Annotated in this window: 16 protein-coding genes; 3 read left to right on the forward strand and 13 right to left on the reverse strand. The window is 36.3% G+C overall.

What is annotated here, in order from left to right:
- Nucleotides 1-92: 92 nt before the first annotated feature.
- From ACYVEC_RS13410 to panE, 6 genes are all read right to left on the reverse strand, one after another.
- Complete coding sequence (locus ACYVEC_RS13410; protein WP_063221176.1) at nucleotides 93-2,009, reverse strand: stage V sporulation protein D; 1,917 nt, start codon at nucleotides 2,007-2,009, stop codon at nucleotides 93-95.
- Between the two features lie 82 nt (nucleotides 2,010-2,091).
- Entirely contained in the window at nucleotides 2,092-4,242 is a 2,151-nt protein-coding gene (locus ACYVEC_RS13415; protein ID WP_080468261.1) for a penicillin-binding protein, read from the reverse strand.
- Nucleotides 4,243-4,263: 21 nt separating this feature from the next.
- Nucleotides 4,264-4,626 carry a cell division protein FtsL gene (gene ftsL / locus ACYVEC_RS13420; protein WP_063221178.1) on the reverse strand — a complete coding sequence of 121 codons (363 nt, stop codon included), beginning with the start codon at nucleotides 4,624-4,626 and terminating at the stop codon, nucleotides 4,264-4,266.
- Nucleotides 4,627-4,641: 15 nt separating this feature from the next.
- Entirely contained in the window at nucleotides 4,642-5,574 is a 933-nt protein-coding gene (gene rsmH / locus ACYVEC_RS13425) for a 16S rRNA (cytosine(1402)-N(4))-methyltransferase RsmH (RefSeq protein WP_063221179.1), read from the reverse strand.
- A 368-nt stretch (nucleotides 5,575-5,942) separates the two neighbouring features.
- Nucleotides 5,943-7,559: a bacillithiol biosynthesis cysteine-adding enzyme BshC gene (gene bshC / locus ACYVEC_RS13430; RefSeq protein WP_098555028.1), complete on the reverse strand. Its 1,617-nt coding sequence runs from the start codon at nucleotides 7,557-7,559 to the stop codon at nucleotides 5,943-5,945.
- 79 nt (nucleotides 7,560-7,638) lie between these two features.
- Complete coding sequence (panE, locus tag ACYVEC_RS13435; RefSeq protein ID WP_080468262.1) at nucleotides 7,639-8,529, reverse strand: 2-dehydropantoate 2-reductase; 891 nt, start codon at nucleotides 8,527-8,529, stop codon at nucleotides 7,639-7,641.
- Nucleotides 8,530-8,904: 375 nt separating this feature from the next.
- Here panE and ACYVEC_RS13440 point away from each other — a divergent pair, with 375 nt between their 5' ends.
- Entirely contained in the window at nucleotides 8,905-9,378 is a 474-nt protein-coding gene (locus ACYVEC_RS13440) for an N-acetyltransferase (protein ID WP_063221181.1), read from the forward strand.
- Nucleotides 9,379-9,413: 35 nt separating this feature from the next.
- On the opposite strand, the gene ACYVEC_RS13445 is transcribed toward ACYVEC_RS13440, so the two are convergent.
- The 3 genes from ACYVEC_RS13445 to ACYVEC_RS13455 form a co-directional block, all read right to left on the reverse strand.
- Nucleotides 9,414-9,920 carry an RsfA family transcriptional regulator gene (locus tag ACYVEC_RS13445; RefSeq protein WP_063221182.1) on the reverse strand — a complete coding sequence of 169 codons (507 nt, stop codon included), beginning with the start codon at nucleotides 9,918-9,920 and terminating at the stop codon, nucleotides 9,414-9,416.
- 131 nt (nucleotides 9,921-10,051) lie between these two features.
- Nucleotides 10,052-10,225 carry a 50S ribosomal protein L32 gene (gene rpmF, locus ACYVEC_RS13450; protein WP_001984764.1) on the reverse strand — a complete coding sequence of 58 codons (174 nt, stop codon included), beginning with the start codon at nucleotides 10,223-10,225 and terminating at the stop codon, nucleotides 10,052-10,054.
- 61 nt (nucleotides 10,226-10,286) lie between these two features.
- Entirely contained in the window at nucleotides 10,287-10,787 is a 501-nt protein-coding gene (locus ACYVEC_RS13455; protein WP_000872144.1) for a YceD family protein, read from the reverse strand.
- A gap of 153 nt (nucleotides 10,788-10,940) precedes the next feature.
- On the opposite strand from ACYVEC_RS13455, the gene ACYVEC_RS13460 reads away from it, so the two are divergent.
- Entirely contained in the window at nucleotides 10,941-12,182 is a 1,242-nt protein-coding gene (locus ACYVEC_RS13460; RefSeq protein WP_180230790.1) for a nucleotidyltransferase, read from the forward strand.
- Nucleotides 12,183-12,207: 25 nt separating this feature from the next.
- Here ACYVEC_RS13460 and ACYVEC_RS13465 read toward each other — a convergent pair whose 3' ends face one another.
- Complete coding sequence (locus ACYVEC_RS13465; protein ID WP_063221184.1) at nucleotides 12,208-13,233, reverse strand: SepM family pheromone-processing serine protease; 1,026 nt, start codon at nucleotides 13,231-13,233, stop codon at nucleotides 12,208-12,210.
- On the reverse strand, nucleotides 13,226-14,017 hold the full coding sequence (locus ACYVEC_RS13470) for a patatin-like phospholipase family protein (RefSeq protein ID WP_063221185.1): 792 nt from the start codon (nucleotides 14,015-14,017) through the stop codon (nucleotides 13,226-13,228). The genes ACYVEC_RS13465 and ACYVEC_RS13470 overlap by 8 nt, the downstream gene beginning before the upstream one ends.
- Nucleotides 14,018-14,130: 113 nt before the next feature.
- On the opposite strand from ACYVEC_RS13470, the gene ylbJ reads away from it, so the two are divergent.
- A complete protein-coding gene (gene ylbJ / locus ACYVEC_RS13475) occupies nucleotides 14,131-15,360 on the forward strand; it encodes a sporulation integral membrane protein YlbJ (RefSeq protein WP_098555031.1) in 1,230 nt (409 codons plus the stop codon).
- On the opposite strand, the gene coaD is transcribed toward ylbJ, so the two are convergent.
- Nucleotides 15,352-15,843 (reverse strand): pantetheine-phosphate adenylyltransferase, encoded by a 492-nt coding sequence (gene coaD, locus ACYVEC_RS13480; protein WP_000200598.1) that lies wholly within the window; start codon nucleotides 15,841-15,843, stop codon nucleotides 15,352-15,354. The genes ylbJ and coaD overlap by 9 nt on opposite strands.
- Nucleotides 15,840-16,406 (reverse strand): 16S rRNA (guanine(966)-N(2))-methyltransferase RsmD, encoded by a 567-nt coding sequence (rsmD, locus tag ACYVEC_RS13485; protein WP_063221187.1) that lies wholly within the window; start codon nucleotides 16,404-16,406, stop codon nucleotides 15,840-15,842. Before rsmD ends, coaD begins: the two co-directional genes overlap by 4 nt.
- Nucleotides 16,407-16,493: the final 87 nt, after the last annotated feature.

Raw genomic sequence — 16,493 nt, forward strand, 5'->3', positions numbered from 1 at the left:
TATAACTGAAACCCTTACGGCCTCAAATTAAGTAACTCTTCTATAAAGAACTCACTTCCACCAATTGTACCATAAAACGTACTAGGTTACCTTTAATTCCCGAAGTAAATTCTAATTTTTGAGCCTTCTTTCACTTTAGCTCCTGCTTCTGGGGATTGTTTAATGACTTTCTCTCCATCTCCACTTATATCAAGCTTCAAATCGACGAGTTGCGTCTGTAAGTCTTTCTTTTTCATACCAATTAAATTCGGAACTTCCACAGTTGGTATATCGCCCCATTTATATTCTCTCTCAACTTGTTCTTTTCTCGGTTTCACTCCCATAACAGGAAGTGCATCCCGAAGAATATTCCCAACAATTGGAGCTGCTACTACTCCACCAAATTGCGTTACACCTTTCGGATTATCAACAGCAACATAGACAACAATTTCCGGATCATCTGCTGGAGCAAAGCCGATAAAAGATACTATATAATTATTCTCTAAATATTTACCATCTTTCACCTTTTGAGCCGTACCTGTTTTTCCACCTACACGATACCCATCAATGAAAGCACCTTTACCAGATCCCTTTGCTACAACATTCTCTAATGCATACCGAACTTTTTCTGAAGTTTCCTTGGAAATAACTTTTCTTTTTTCCACAGGTGTCTTTTTACTTACAACTTGATTATTTTTCGGATCAATAAATTCTTTAGCTATATACGGTTGATACAATGTTCCACCATTTACAGCCGCTGCTACTGCTGCTACTTGTTGAATTGGTGTTACAGAAACGCCTTGACCGAATGAAGTGGTTGCTTGTTCGACCGGACCGACTTTATCTAAATTAAATAAAATCCCACTACCTTCACCTTGCAAATCGATTCCGGTTTTCTGCCCAAAACCGAAATTACGAATGTATTTAAACAATCGGTCTTTACCAAGACGATCACCCAGTTCAATAAATCCCGGGTTACAAGAGTTTTGAACTACTTCTAAAAACGTTTGGCTACCATGGCCTCCCGCTTTCCAGCATTTCAATCTAGCTCCACCAACTTCAGCTGCTCCATCATCATAAAACGTATCTTTCTCTAAGTCTACTAAATTTTCATTCAAGGCTGCGGCTAACGTAATGATCTTAAATGTTGAACCAGGCTCATACGTACTCCATACCGGTAAATTTCTATTATACACTTCTGGAGAAACACTTTGAAAATCCGCTGGATCAAAGCTCGGCCGACTCGACATACCTAAAATTTCACCATTTTTCGGATTCATTGCGATCGCAATCATACCATCTGGATTATATGTCGACTCTGCAATATTCATTTCTCTTTCCATAATTCTATTAATACGTGCATCAATTGTTAAACCTAAATTCAAACCAGCTTCTGGTTTTTTGAAATCATCGCCAACATTAGGCATCCTTTGTCCTTTTGCATCCGCAAAAAAACGCACATGACCATCATCACCATTTAGCTCTTTATCATAATATTTTTCTAGTCCCATAAGACCTTGGTTATCACTACCTGCAAACCCTAATACGTGTGATAGAAAGTTTCCAAATGGATAGTACCGGATAGAGTCCTCTGCGATATAAACACCTTTCAAACTTAATCCTCGTACCTCTTTCGCTTTATCATGTGATATTTTCCTTCCGCCTTTATCTAACCTTACAATCGATTCTTTTTTTGTAATTCGCTTATAAACCTCATCTTTTTCCACACCTAATACTGCAGCTAACTTCTCTGCAGTCTCTGCTGGTTTTTCAATTTGCCTCGGTACAACAAAGACAGTTGGGGCACTTTTATTTGTGGCAAGTTCCACACCATTTCGGTCTAAAATTTTCCCACGTTCAGGTTCAAAAGTAATATTACGACTCCATGAATCCTTCGCACGATCCGTTAACATATTGCCAAGAAAAAATTGCACATATCCAAGACGAATATCGATGATAGTGAAAATAAGTATACCTGATATGAGTATAAAAATAAGTCGTTTTCTAACTGTTACATTTGATACACGCATATTGGAACAAGCCTCCCTTACGCCTAGCTTGTTCCAAATATATGCTTGTACTTATTTAATTAGAACTTCTTCTCTTTTACCATTACGGTTTTTCTGCTTCTTGTTGTGGTTCAAGTGGCGGTACAAGTGTTACCCCTAACTCTGTACCAGGTTGTAACAATGTTCCTTCTGCCACACTTTGTTCGGTTACATATCCGGTACCAGTAGGTTTTAGGTTAAGCTTTAATGTTTTTGCTAAATTCATAACATCACGCAGTGCCCAGCCTTGTATATTTGGCATTGTAGGTTTATCTCCTACTAAGAAAACTCGGTCACCCTTCAATGTTTGCTCAGTCGCTTTCGGTACTTGTTGCTGTACTTTCCCTTCACCTAATACGATTGGACGAAGTTTTGCCTTTTCAATGGCTTTTTTCGCTTCTTCCATCGTTTTTTCTGTTACATCCGGAACAGCAGTTTGCTGCTCTTTCACATATTTCTTCGGATCTTTCACTTCATTAGGCTTAATCTTTAAATACTCTAAACTATTTTTTGTTACATATTTAAAAATATCAGCTAAAGGCTGTGCGCCATTCTCATCATCTTTCAATTTTGGCTGTTTAACAGCTACATACACAACAAGTTGTGGATCGTCCATAGGTGCCATCCCTAAGAATGAGAATATATAATTCTCTCTTCCTGTCATATAGCCACCTTTTCCATCCGGAATTTGTGCTGTCCCCGTTTTACCACCAACTGAATATCCATCGACTTTATAAGCGGTTCCTGTTCCTTTCGGCGATGTAACAACGCGTTCTAATAACTGTCTTACTTGCGCTGCTGTTTCTTTTGTAACAGGTTTTCCCACTTCTTCTGGCTTATGTTCTAATTTTACTTCTCCTGTTATTGGATCTACAATTTTATCAATTGTATAAGGCTTCATCATTTTCCCATCATTTGCAATAGCAGTTGCAGCTTGTACAAGCTGAATTGGTGTTACAGTAGAACCTTGTCCAAAAGCTGTTGTTACCTGCTGTATTTGCTGCTCGAATACAATGGTATTTGAACCTTCACCAGGTAAATCAATATTCGTTTTTTCATCTAATCCAAAGCTATGAATATATTTCCGGAAACGTTCTGGACCAAGTTTTTGATCCCCTAAAATTGCAAACGCTACGTTGGAAGAACGCTCTACCCCTTCATCAAACGTGATAGATCCCCATCCAGCACCGCCGTTATGATCTTTTATTTTTCGGTTCCCGACAGGATATGTACCAGACTGATAATAATCTTGTCCCTTATACACACCTTCATTAATAGCTGCTGCTAGCGTGAAAATTTTCATTGTTGATCCAGGTTCAAATGCATTTGCAATTGCGTCATTGAAGAAATATTCAATTTGACGATCATTTGGATCATAACTAGGTTTACTAGACATCCCTAATATTTTTCCTGTTTTTGGATCCGCAACAATCCCTATTAAATTTTCTGGTTCATAATGTTTACTCGCTTCTTTCATCGCATCTTCTAAATAACTTTGAATACGTTGATCTATCGTTAAATACGCGTTATCTCCGTTTTTAGGTGCCTCTACGTTCACTTTTCCACCATCTAGCGATACACCCTTACGATCCCCTGTATAAGCTACTTTCCCGTTAGAAGCACTTAAATATTTATCCAAACTTTGTTCTAAGCCAAATTGACCTACCGAGGTTCCCTTTTCATTCGGCTTCGCATGACCTATAACGTAAGATGCAAAATCACCGTTTGGATACACTCTTGCATTTTCAGTAATAAAAGATATTCCCGGTAATTTCAATGCTTCTATTTGTTCTTTCTGTTCTTTCGTCAAATCTTTACCTAGCGTTCCAAATTCGACTTGACTTTTATCTTTTTTATTTAATGTAGCTAAAATCTTCTCTTCATCTTTTCCGAGTACTCCCGCAATTTTCTTTGCAGTGTCCTCTTTATTCTCAACCGGCTTCGCACCTTTTAGTTCCGCTACAAGTTTATAAGAGTTTGCATCTTGCGCTAACACATGACCGTTTTGATCATAAATCGTCCCGCGGTTTGCTTCCAGTACTCCTGTTTTACTATGTTTTTGCTTAGCAAGTTCATTCAAATCCTGATTATGCACTGTTCCTGTCGCTTGTATGTAAAAAAATCGGGCTAATAACAGCAAAAAGAGCAGGAGGAATAAAATCATAAAATACCCTGCTCCCTTATTGGTATGAAATTTAGTCATATTTCTATTCATTTTCCCTTCACACCTATTGCCTTATTTGAGGCCTTTCACATTATTCGCATTAATTTCTAGCCCATGTTTTTTTGCAACTTCAGCGATTCGTTCATAACGACTTAACTTCTCTACTTCAGCCTGTAATTCTTGATTTTCTTTTTGTTGCTGCACAATTTTTTGTTCTATCGTCGCTGCTTCTACATTAACTTGATAAAGGCCTGCTTTATTTCCAATAAACGCTACACAGGCATACAATAAAAAGCCAATAAACGCTACATACAACAGTTTTTCGATTCTTGTAATCTTCGCTTTAGCTTTTGGCTGGGCCATCTGCTGTGGGGGCGTTTGAATCTGTACCTCTTCTTGCGCTTGTTGTTTGTACTTTACAGCTAAGTTACTCATACCTCTCTCCCCTTTTTATCGTTTTTCAGCGATTCTCAATTTCGCAGAACGCGCTCGATTATTTTCTTCTAACTCTATATCAGAAGGTAAAATCGGTTTTCTTGTAATAAGCTTTAATTTCGGTTTAAATTCATCAGGAATAATTGGTAATCCTGGCGGCAATTGTGGCGTTGTACTATTTCTCTTAAACGTTGTTTTACAAATACGATCTTCTAAAGAATGGAATGTTATAACACTAACCCTTCCACCTGGCTTAACCATCTCAATTGCAGATTCCAACGCTTCCTCAAATACTTTCAATTCATCATTTACAGCAATACGGATTGCTTGGAACACTCGCTTCGCAGGATGTCCGCCCGTTCTACGAGCAGGAGCTGGAATCCCCTCTTTAATTAGTTCTACTAATTCTCCTGTCGTTTCAATAGCTTTATTCTCACGATATGCTTCAATTTTTCTTGCTATTTGTTTTGAAAATTTCTCTTCACCATACTGGAAGAAAATTCTTACAAGTTGTTCATATGACCAGCTATTTACAACATCATATGCTGTTAATGGGGCATCTTGATCCATTCGCATATCTAACGGTGCATCATGATGATAGCTAAAGCCACGCTCTGGTGTATCTAATTGTGGAGATGAAACTCCTAAATCAAATAAAATACCGTCTACTTCTGTTATACCTAATTCGTGTAGTTTTTCAGATAAATAACGAAAATTACTCTTTACTGTTATGAATTGCTCACCGTATGAAGAAAATTTTTCTTTCGCATTTTGAATTGCTATCTCATCTTGATCAAACGCGATTAATTTTCCACCTTCAGTTAATTGGGATAATAAATAAGAACTATGTCCTCCTCCCCCCAGTGTACAATCTACATATGTACCATCTGGCTTTATATCTAAGCCGTCTACTGTTTCCTTCAAAAGCACTGTTACGTGTTTAAACATTGTTGCACCTACTCTTTTTCCAATTAATTATGTTGAATGCATCTCCTCCTCTAAACGCATATTTCACGATTAGAGAACGACATACTATGAAAGAACGACTCATTTAACTTGCCTACAAAGGCAGCATACTATACAAATCGCTATTTTCTTTTATTATATACTAAATTTTATCATCTTTTGCGGGAATTTAAACAAAAAACTGTCGAAAAAGATAATAATACGTTTACATTTTGTGCTATTTTGTCATATATTTAAGTATCCTGCATAATTACGATATTCACCATTTTCAGATTGATAATTCAGAAAAATTTCACTTCACAGTAAATTCAACGAGATAAAAATAAAATCCTGCTCCGAAGAGCAAGATTCTATAGTTTTATCACATGATGTTTTCCATCCCAAGAAAACGTTTTTTCCATTACACGATCAATGAAATCCAAGCCGAACTGATTTAAATAGTAACATACATTCCACACTCGCTCTTGCGGCGCTTCTAATGGACGAAGTGCAAATTGTATGCGGCGGAATTTATTTAGCTGTACTTCATGTTTTTTCTCAACATTTCTTTTCAACATTCTTTCCAACAGCTCAATTTGTTCATTAATTTTGAATTCATTTTTCCCTGCAAACCCACTTAACCCCGGATCTATTTTCTTCACAAACTGTTGTAATGACGCATGAATATCCATTATTTCTTTTTTCGCCTCTACAAATCGTTCATCTATCGGTTCCTCTATTTGATTAGATAGCCAGTTTTCACGCAAATTATCTATGTTATTTACAAACGGATCACTCTCTTGCAATTGTAAATCGTGTAAATCTGTCGCTATATCCCTCTCTATATAAGTGATTGTAATACGCGGAACGACAGGTGGCATTCGGAAACCGATAGTATGGAAGACTTGTTGCAATTCACTCCAATAAGCTAATTCCCCCGGACCTCCAATAAACGCCAGCGTAGGGAATACATACTCTTGCATAAGAGGGCGCGTTACAACATTATTACTAAAACGTTCCGGGCTTCTTTCCATCTCTTCAATCAATTCTTCATACGAAAAGGAATACGCTCCATCTTTCCCAACAAACTTCCCTTGATCGTCTTCAAGTAACACTCGCTCGTCATCAATTTCCATGAATATATGCACTGCATTAGACTTCGTTTCAATAATCGGTTTATATCCTAATTCTTTAATTACTTCCTGTTGGTTATGAAGCCCCTCTTGCACTTCTTTATACTTACCTACAATTTGTTTGAAAAACGGCAATTCTAATTTTCTTAATTCTGGATGATGCGAATCGACAAGAATTAAACCAGAATTCACGAACATTTGCATAATAAGATGAGCAAAGAAATCTACATACGTATTCGATTTCCCCAAAGAATCATCAATAAATTGCAGTACATCCTTTGTAAAATTCGTTTCAGGGTATGTTTTGAAAATTTCTTCAATCCACTTTCTACAGTCTTCCAGAGAAAGCTCGGACTCTGAAGCACTCGCTTTTTTCGGATTACGATCATGAAAAATAGTCTTTTTTATTTTTTTATTCTTCGTTACAAAAGTATGATTAATTTCATCCATATCATGGTCTTCACCAGCAATCCAGAAAACAGGAACAACTTTAACACCTAAACTTTCTTCCTTTTCCCTCGCAAGCTGTAAAACTGAAATAATTTTATGAATTGTATAAAGTGGTCCAGTTAATAACCCGGCTTGTTGTCCAGCTATAACAACATATGTATTTTCATCTCCAAGCGCTTTTACATTTTGAATTGTAGCTTCTCCCGCTTGTAATTTTGTATTATATTCTAATAAATGCGCTACTAAATCTTGGCGGAAAAACTCCCTCTCACGCAAATCTTGTACACGCTGTTTAAAAGCATCTTCTGTTAACATATAATCAAAACACGACTGTATCTCTTTTTTACCGTTCATATAGTCCGCTACAACACCTTGTTGCGGAACAGAGATTTCTTTTATCTCCATATAATTCTTCCTTTCGTATCCTGTTCTCTCACCAATCCACATTGTAGTCAATGTTTCACGTAAAAGCAAAGAATTACACTTATACTTTTACTTCTAATCCTTTTATTGCATCGAATAAAAATTGAAGTGTCGGAACGGATTGTTGTTGTTTCTTAGCTTCTTCTAATACATATCCAACAATCGCACCAATTTCCGTTTGTCTATTCGCTCTTACATCCGCTAGCATAGACGATGTATTATGAGACGTTCTTTCACATACGTGACGTACCATTTCCCATACCATTTCTTTTTCTTCTTTAACAAGAAAAACGACTTCCTGAAACACTTGCTCCATCATCCGATGAAAAAATGGGTTCGTAATCAGCTCTCCGTTCTGGACTTGTAATAATGCTGTCAACGGATTGATACATACATTAACTACTAATTTTTTATGCATAACATCCTTCCAATCATCTTCTATTCGAATCGGAAAATGAGGAAAAGGAAAGCAATTAAATATTTTTTCAAAATGTATAGACCGGCCGTGCACGATTCCAAACTTCGTTACACCTATCCCTGTATGATAAACGGTATGTCTTTCTTCTTTTTTTGCACCATGCTCTACAATTCCAACTGCAATATTTTCATTCCCTATTTTCTGCATAGCATGAAGGTGCGACATTCCGTTTTGTAAAAAGATTAATGAGGATTCCCCTCGTACAAAAGGTAGTATGTCAGTTATATGATATTGCTTAACAGCAATAAATATATAATCTAGCTGCTGGTCTAGCATGCTTTCTATTGATAAAACAGGCGGGAATACCGTTTCACGTTTCCCCTCCCTAATACAAGTTATACCCGTTGCATTCAATTCCTCAGCCTGTTTAGCTGTCCTTGTAAACAACGTAACATCTTGATTACTTTTTTGTAAATAAAATGCATACAATAGACCGATAGCTCCTGGTCCCACAACTCCGATTTTCATTTTCACACAAGGAACTCATATGAACACGATATATAAGTCCCTTTCCCTCCCCCTTTTTATCACGCAAACGTCCACTTGGTGCGGAATAATAATTTAACTAAGGACAAACAAATTCCACCTATGAAAGTTTTACTTTATCTTCCTAAATTACATTAACACAGTTTACAACTTCATTGCTCTTTACTAAACAAATGCAATCTCATCTTTCAATATGTATATACTACTTATTAATATGCTTCTACTCTTAGTTTAACAAATCCTCAAAAAAATAATAAAAGAAATATACTATCATCTTCATAAAAATAAAAAAATGAGTTATAATATAATTATAAATATTTTTACTTTTCTGCATTCAACGAGACAAGAAAAGGATGTGATGTTATGGGATTCCCAAAAGTTGAGCGCTTGCTCATCAATTATAAAACATTAGACGAATTTAAAAAATTTAAAGGTTGCGGAGCTCAAGAACTATCCATGTTAGAAGAATTACAAGCAAACATTATCGAAAACGATAGTGAATCTCCATTTTACGGTATTTATTATGGTGGATCACTAATTGCACGTATGAGTTTATATATGAAAAGGAACGGCGGGGAACCATTCGAAATTACAGGTACTTACCTAGAACTCTATAAACTTGAAGTGTTACCAACTTTCCAAAAACAAGGATTCGGAGAAATGCTTGTAAATTATGCGAAGGGGCTACAATTCCCGATTAAAACGATCGCACGTATCCATTCAGCTGGTTTTTGGGATAAATTAAATTTCCAACCTATATCAGTACCTGATGGTGATTTTTATGTTTGGCAACCAGAAACAAATTTGAATGCGGTTACAAATGAAGAATCTGCATAAGAAATAAAAAAAACAGCTACATAGCAGCTGTTTTTTTATTTCTTTAACTTCTCTAATTTCCCATTTGACCGAACACTATTTCTTTCTGCTACTATTACACTTCTTTTTTGATCGATATAATCGAGCAATGTTCTATATTCTTCCTCATATACTGATAATCGCTCCAAAAGACGCTCTTTCTCTGTTTGTAACGATTCAATTTGCTGTTGCAACACCAGTAAAGAGTTTTCATCTTTATAATTTTGCAAGAAATCAATAACATCATTTAATGTAATTGACGTAGGCTCCAATACCTTCGTCTCTTTCACTTCATAATTTTCTACTTTACGCAGTTGCTTCGCTTCTTCAATACGTTCTTTGTATTGCTTTCTAACATAAGAATTCCACCTAAAGCCACATGCTGCTGGTGTACGAGATAAATGTCTTCCCACTTCTTTAAAGGCAGATAATTGCGTTCCGCCTTCTTGAATATGCCGGAGTACTACTTCTGCCAGAAGCAAATCTTCATCATCAGTCCAAGCATCTTGTCTTGTTGTCGCCATCTCTCTAGTCCTCCCTATGCATTTTTTATTAAGCATATGCAGTTACTAGAAAAGATAGAATACAACAAATAAAGAATAAGACAAAAAAAAAATAAACGTAGAAGATATCTTCTACGTTTATTTTCCCGCAATTACTTGCTGATTACTTCTTTACCTTTGTAAGTACCGCATGCTTTACATACACGGTGAGCTAATTTCGCTTCACCACAGCTTGGGCACTCTACCATACCAGGTACTGATAATTTGAAATGCGTACGACGCTTTCTTTTTACTGTTTTAGAAGTTCTTCTAAAAGGTACAGCCATTCTTCCCACCTCCTTAAAAGAAATAGTTATTTTCATATGAAGGCCTGAACCAGTCTTCCGATTATTTGTCAAAAAACTTCGCAAGTCCTGCCAATCTTGGATCAACAGTCTTTTCTTTGTTTTCTTCCGAAATCACTTGCCAGTCTTGACCTTGCATCGGTGCTCCACCAGAAACATCATCACTGAAAATTTGCATTGGAATCTCCAAAAGTATATTTTCCTTGATTACGGGCAGTAAGTCAAGTACTTCTCCTTCTAAACAATGAATTTCAGCTTCAGTTTCAAATTCTTCTTGTGAAGTTTGGAACACCTCAGTTGTTTTAATGTCAAATGGTAATGTCACATCTACTAAAGAGCGAGAACATGGTAAAACCATGCTTCCAGTTATATGTAGATGGAACGTAAACTTGCCGGAGCCAAAATCAACTCTTCCTGTTACATGAACAGGATTAATTTCACGAATATCTTTCTCGACCTCTTTTAGCTCACTTACATCTACCATCTCATCCAGTGTCAATCCTTTATTTCTCAATTTATTCAATTGATGGATGGACCATTTCATATCATATCACCTCAAGGCAACAAACAAAATTATAGCTAGCCATTTTATATTTGTCAATGTTTTTTCTTTACACTATAATGAAGTCATCATAGTAAATAATATATAGAGTATCACGTTTTCCAAAAAGATGCTACATCGAAAGGAGAGATTCCCATAAAAGCCAGTGGTATTGTTGTTGAATATAACCCTTTTCATAACGGTCATGATTATCATGTGCAACAAACAAAAAAGTTAACACAATCTGATATTACAATCGCTGTTATGAGTGGCCCTTTTTTGCAGCGTGGTGAGCCGGCACTCATATCCAAATGGTATCGCACCAAAATGGCCTTAGCATGCGGTGTAGACCTTGTTGTAGAGCTTCCATATGCCTTTTCAACACAAAAGGCTGAAACCTTTGCAAATGGTGCTATTTCTATTTTAAACGCCCTGCACGTTTCTGAAATTTGTTTCGGTAGTGAAGATGGACAAATCGAAAATTTTTATAACACCATCTCTGTGCAACAAACTGAAGAAGAGACTTTTAATCGTCTTGTAAAGCAATTTATGAACGCAGGTAATAGTTACGCAAAGGCTACTTCTGAAGCTTTTCTACACATTTTACCTTCTGAAAAAAACATAGATATGTCACAACCGAATAATATTTTAGGCTTCCAATACATGAAAGCAATTCTGATGCAAAATAGTTCTATGCAGGCACAAACGATAAAAAGATTCGCATCTCATTATCATGATGAAACATTTAACGACCAACATATTGCAAGTGCAACAAGTATTCGCAAACAACTTTTTAGCGAAAATAGTTCCTTTACAGAAATTGAGCCTTTTATCCCAAAAGCGACTGCTTCTCTTTTAGCAAGTTACAAACAAAACTACGGTATATTACATAATTGGGAACAATACTTTTCATTTTTTAAATACAAACTCATGACGATGTCTCCAGGGGATTTACGACATATATATGAAATAGAGGAAGGTTTAGAGCATCGTATTTTATCAAAAATACAAACCAGCTCCTCCTTCCATTCATTCATGGAAGCATTAAAAACGAAACGTTATACGTGGACTAGATTACAAAGAGCTTGTACACACATTTTAACAAATACAACAAAAGAAGAAATACATAGCGCAAATACAGAACAGCATGCACCGTACATTCGTCTACTAGGCATGTCACAAAAAGGACAAACTTACCTTTCAAAAAACAAGAAAAAAATAGGGCTCCCAATCCTTACCCATACAAAAACATTTGATCATCCTACTTTACACATAGAGCGAAAAGCCAATTCTGTATATTTCTCCATCATGCAAGAACCATTACGAACACAACTACTAAAACAAGATGCAACACATCATCCAATTCGTTATGATGAAACAACTGCAAAATTCCTATAAAAAAACCTCTCTTTTTCAGAGAGGTTTATTTTTTCTCACCCATTTTTTCCAAATACTTCAATGCATCATCCAGTGTATCAACTGGCACAACTTTCATTTTTGTTTTAATATCTTTCGCAGCCTCAAGCGCATCTTTATAATTCGATTTCTCCGCACCTTTTTCATTTGGTGCAAAGAACACTTCAGCACCAGCGTCACTTGCGGCAACTACTTTTTGCTGAATACCACCAATCGGGCCAATTTCTCCTTTTTCATTAATCGTACCTGTTCCAGCTATTTCATGCCCTCTTGTTAAATCTTCTTCCACAAGTTGATTATATATTTCTAATGTAAACATTAGGCCTGCCGATGGTCCGCCTATTTCATGAGAATCAATTTTCACTTTCGGATCTACCACTAATTCTCTTTCCGTAACGATAGAAACACCTATACCAACACGTCCATTTCCATTTGGAATGGTCTTTACATTTAAATTTTCTTTTAATTGTTTTCCATTCCTCTTGTACTCAATATTTACTGTGTCTCCTTCTTTTTTCCCTTTCATATATTCAATAAATTGCTCTGTTTTTTCAAATGCTTTTCCGTCAACAGCTATGATAACATCTCCAAGTTTAAGCTTTCCTTCTGACGGCATCCCTTTCGCTACACCAGCAACCAATACACCTTGATTTTCAAAAGAAACAGTACGATTTGCACGTTTATAGGCATTATAGATCGCTGCATTTTGCGAATCTTTCATCGCATAATTTTGGCGGAATTGATATTCTTCATCACTCTCACCTTTTTGCAATATTTCTTCCGCTTTCGAAATATGTGTATATTTATTAAACTGTGCCGCTATTAAATTCACTACATTTGCCGGTCCCATTGAAACCGTAACAAGCATAAAATCACCAGATTCTTTTGTTCCCCCCTCAACTTGAACGTAAGGCTCTAGTTTGGCAGCCATTCCTGGTTTTGTTACATAATACGGCAGGCGTACGTAAACAAGTAACATCGCCAATATAACCCCTATTAAAATTGCATATATAAACCGAAAACGCTTAAACATTATGTTTCTCCTTCCACTGCTCAATTAATAAATAAATATTTGCAACATGTTTTTCTGCTTCTACCTCTCCAACTCGAATAATGTCTTCAATGTTTGTAAAAGCACGTGAACTAAACTGTTCTACAGCTGGTCGCATCATTAAATCAGATGCAATTTGCCGATTCATCACAAGCTCATGTTGCATAATTTCAATACTCTGCATAATCACATCATAAATAGACGTAACCTCTCCATTTACTTCAATTGGGGATACATCAACAGCAATTACAATATCGGCACCTAACTCTTTCACAACCGATACTGGAATACGATCAATCACTCCGCCATCCACCAATAACCGTCCATCTATTTTCTCTGGTACAAACACTCCAGGTACAGATATGCTAGCTCTCACCGCCTCTGCAACAGGACCACTTGTAAAAACTACTTTTTCCCCCTTCAAGATGTCAGTAGCCACAACAGCCGTCGGGATATCTAACTCTTCTAAATTTTTATTATATGTAAACATTTTAATCATATCTTTGACACGTTTTCCAGCAATAAATCCCATTTTCGGAACCGTAAAGTCTAAATAATATTTCCTCTTAAAAACATTTGCCAGTTTATACAGTCTTTCAACGTTTGAGCTCGCTGCATAAAATGTACCTACTAAAGCCCCCATACTACTTCCTGCAATCATGTGAATCGGTATACCATTTTCTCTTAAAACTTTTATAACACCAATATGAGCAAACCCTTTTGCGCCCCCAGATCCAAGAGCTAAGCCAATTTTCGGTTCTTTCATTTTTCTCACCCTTTAATTTTTTTCATTCCTTTTTCATACTTATGGTCTAAATTCACTACGTATCCACGTATACTGAAATGAACGTTTTTTGGGACAAAGGGGGATTTACTTACATGTATGAAAAATGGAAAACGGCTTTCCTTACCATATCAACATTGTTTTTAACCTTTTCTCTTGTACTCCACCCCCAAGCTGCTTTGCAAGCTTCCATTCGAGGGTTAAATATATGGTGGGAAGTTGTATTCCCTTCACTTTTACCTTTTTTCATCATTGCGGAACTTCTAATTAGTATTGGTGTTGTAAAATTTATAGGCGTTATATTAGAACCACTCATGCGACCACTTTTTCGCGTTCCAGGGATAGGTGGATTTGTTTGGGCAATGGGAATGGCTTCAGGATTCCCTGCTGGCGCCAAATTAAGCGCTAGACTGCGTAAAAGCAATCAACTAACACAAATCGAAGCAGAGCGCCTTGTGTCTTTTACAAACTCATCTAATCCACTTTTTATTTTTGGAGCTGTTTCTATCGGTTTTTTCAATAATCCGAAATTAGGAATCGTATTAGCTGCTGCACATTATTTAAGTAACTTTGCCGTTGGGTTACTGATGCGTTTTTACGGCAATAACAACATTTCCAAGAATGATCAACATACTACTAAAAAACGCCCTTTTCAAAACCCTTTTTCAATCCTACACGAGACACGCATGCAAGAAAAAAGGCCAATAGGAAAATTACTTGGGGACGCTATCGTTTCTTCTATTCAAACGCTACTTATGATTGGTGGATTTATTATTTTATTCTCTGTTTTAAATAAAATGATTACTGTATTTCATATTACAGCAGCCCTCTCTTTTATTATGCAACATATTTTATCATTCTTCCAACTAACTACCGAATTTAGTATTCCGATATTATCCGGCATTTTTGAAATGACTCTCGGAAGCCAAATGATTAGTCAAATAAATGAAACACCCCTCCTGCAGCAAGCTATGGTAACAAGCTTTATTTTAGCATTTAGTGGCCTTTCTATTCAGGCACAAGTTGCTAGCATATTAGCTGAAACAGATATCCGATTTAAGCCCTATTTTTTCGCACGAATTATCCAAAGTATTCTTGCCCCTATTTTTACTTTTATATTTTGGAAACCATTTTATGAAAAAGTAAGCTCTTTTTCACCTATGCAAAAAGATATCCCCGTCTTTTTATCGAATCATTCTTCTATACTGCATGAAATTTGGACATCTTTTATACACTATGGACCGATATTTACATTATTTTGTTTATATGTATATGTTATCTTATTATTTTTTCGTAGCCACAAAGAAAAACCCCGTTCACTTTAACGGGGTTTGAAACTTTTCTTTTAAAGCACGTTCTACAACAGGAGGCACAAGATCTACTACGCTTCCTCCATATCTCGCAACTTCTTTCACAATGCTCGAGCTTAAAAATGAATATTGGTTGTTTGTCATAATGAAAAATGTTTCAATGTTTTCATCTAATTTTCGATTCATAGAAGTAATTTGCATCTCATATTCAAAATCAGAAACCGCTCGCAACCCACGTAAAATCGCGTTTGCATTACGCATTTTTGCATACTCCACTAGTAGTCCACTATGTGAATCTACTTTTACATTCGGGATATCCTTTGTTGCTTCACGAATTAAATCTAGGCGTTCTTCAACCGAAAAGAACGGTTTTTTTGATGAATTGTTTAAAACGACTACGTACACTTCATCAAACACTTTCGCTCCCCTTTTAATAATATCCAGATGTCCAAGGGTAATTGGATCAAAACTCCCTGAAGAAATAGCTATACTTGTCATTCTGTCTCCTCACCTTCATACTTATAAATCGATATTGCTGTAATCCCATAATTTTCAGCTCTTACTTTTACAAGATTACCTATAGAATCAGGTAAAACCACATCATTACCGTGCTCTGACATAATTAATCCATCTCTATGTAGCAATCCATGTTGATCCATCACACTAATTAAAGATACAATTTTTTGATCTTTATATGGAGGATCTATTAGTATAAGGTCGAATGACATTTCACGCTTTATGAGCGCTTTGACCGCACGCTCTGCATCATTTCGATATACTTCAGCTTGTTCCTGTATTCTGCAACTTTCTAAATTTTGATGAATGACCTTTATCGCTTTATTATCTCGATCAACAAAGATCGCTTTATCAATCCCTCTACTTATCGCTTCGATTCCAAGACCACCACTACCGCCAAATAAATCAAGAGCGGTACCACCATCAAAATAAGGACCTATCATATTAAAAATTGATTCTTTTACTTTATCTGTCGTTGGACGTGTTGTATTACCTGGCACCGCTTTAAGTGGGTGCCCTTTACATTTTCCTGAAACTACTCTCATCTGTTGTCACTACCTTTATTTCAATCTAACGAGCAATTATAGAAAACCCTTCTCCATTCAGTAACCGCTACCAAACCATACTAGTCT

The organism is Bacillus sp. MN7755, from assembly GCF_054771475.1.

Coding starts and splice junctions, on each gene's coding strand:
- ACYVEC_RS13410 (WP_063221176.1), bottom strand. CDS start 2,009: ATGCGTGTATCAAATGTAACAGTTAGAAAACGACTTATTTTTATACTC.
- ACYVEC_RS13415 (WP_080468261.1), bottom strand. CDS start 4,242: ATGAATAGAAATATGACTAAATTTCATACCAATAAGGGAGCAGGGTAT.
- ftsL (WP_063221178.1), bottom strand. CDS start 4,626: ATGAGTAACTTAGCTGTAAAGTACAAACAACAAGCGCAAGAAGAGGTA.
- rsmH (WP_063221179.1), bottom strand. CDS start 5,574: ATGTTTAAACACGTAACAGTGCTTTTGAAGGAAACAGTAGACGGCTTA.
- bshC (WP_098555028.1), bottom strand. CDS start 7,559: ATGGAGATAAAAGAAATCTCTGTTCCGCAACAAGGTGTTGTAGCGGAC.
- ACYVEC_RS13440 (WP_063221181.1), top strand. CDS start 8,905: ATGGGATTCCCAAAAGTTGAGCGCTTGCTCATCAATTATAAAACATTA.
- ACYVEC_RS13445 (WP_063221182.1), bottom strand. CDS start 9,920: ATGGCGACAACAAGACAAGATGCTTGGACTGATGATGAAGATTTGCTT.
- rpmF (WP_001984764.1), bottom strand. CDS start 10,225: ATGGCTGTACCTTTTAGAAGAACTTCTAAAACAGTAAAAAGAAAGCGT.
- ACYVEC_RS13455 (WP_000872144.1), bottom strand. CDS start 10,787: ATGAAATGGTCCATCCATCAATTGAATAAATTGAGAAATAAAGGATTG.
- ACYVEC_RS13465 (WP_063221184.1), bottom strand. CDS start 13,233: ATGTTTAAGCGTTTTCGGTTTATATATGCAATTTTAATAGGGGTTATA.
- ACYVEC_RS13470 (WP_063221185.1), bottom strand. CDS start 14,017: ATGAAAGAACCGAAAATTGGCTTAGCTCTTGGATCTGGGGGCGCAAAA.
- ylbJ (WP_098555031.1), top strand. CDS start 14,131: ATGTATGAAAAATGGAAAACGGCTTTCCTTACCATATCAACATTGTTT.
- coaD (WP_000200598.1), bottom strand. CDS start 15,843: ATGACAAGTATAGCTATTTCTTCAGGGAGTTTTGATCCAATTACCCTT.
- rsmD (WP_063221187.1), bottom strand. CDS start 16,406: ATGAGAGTAGTTTCAGGAAAATGTAAAGGGCACCCACTTAAAGCGGTG.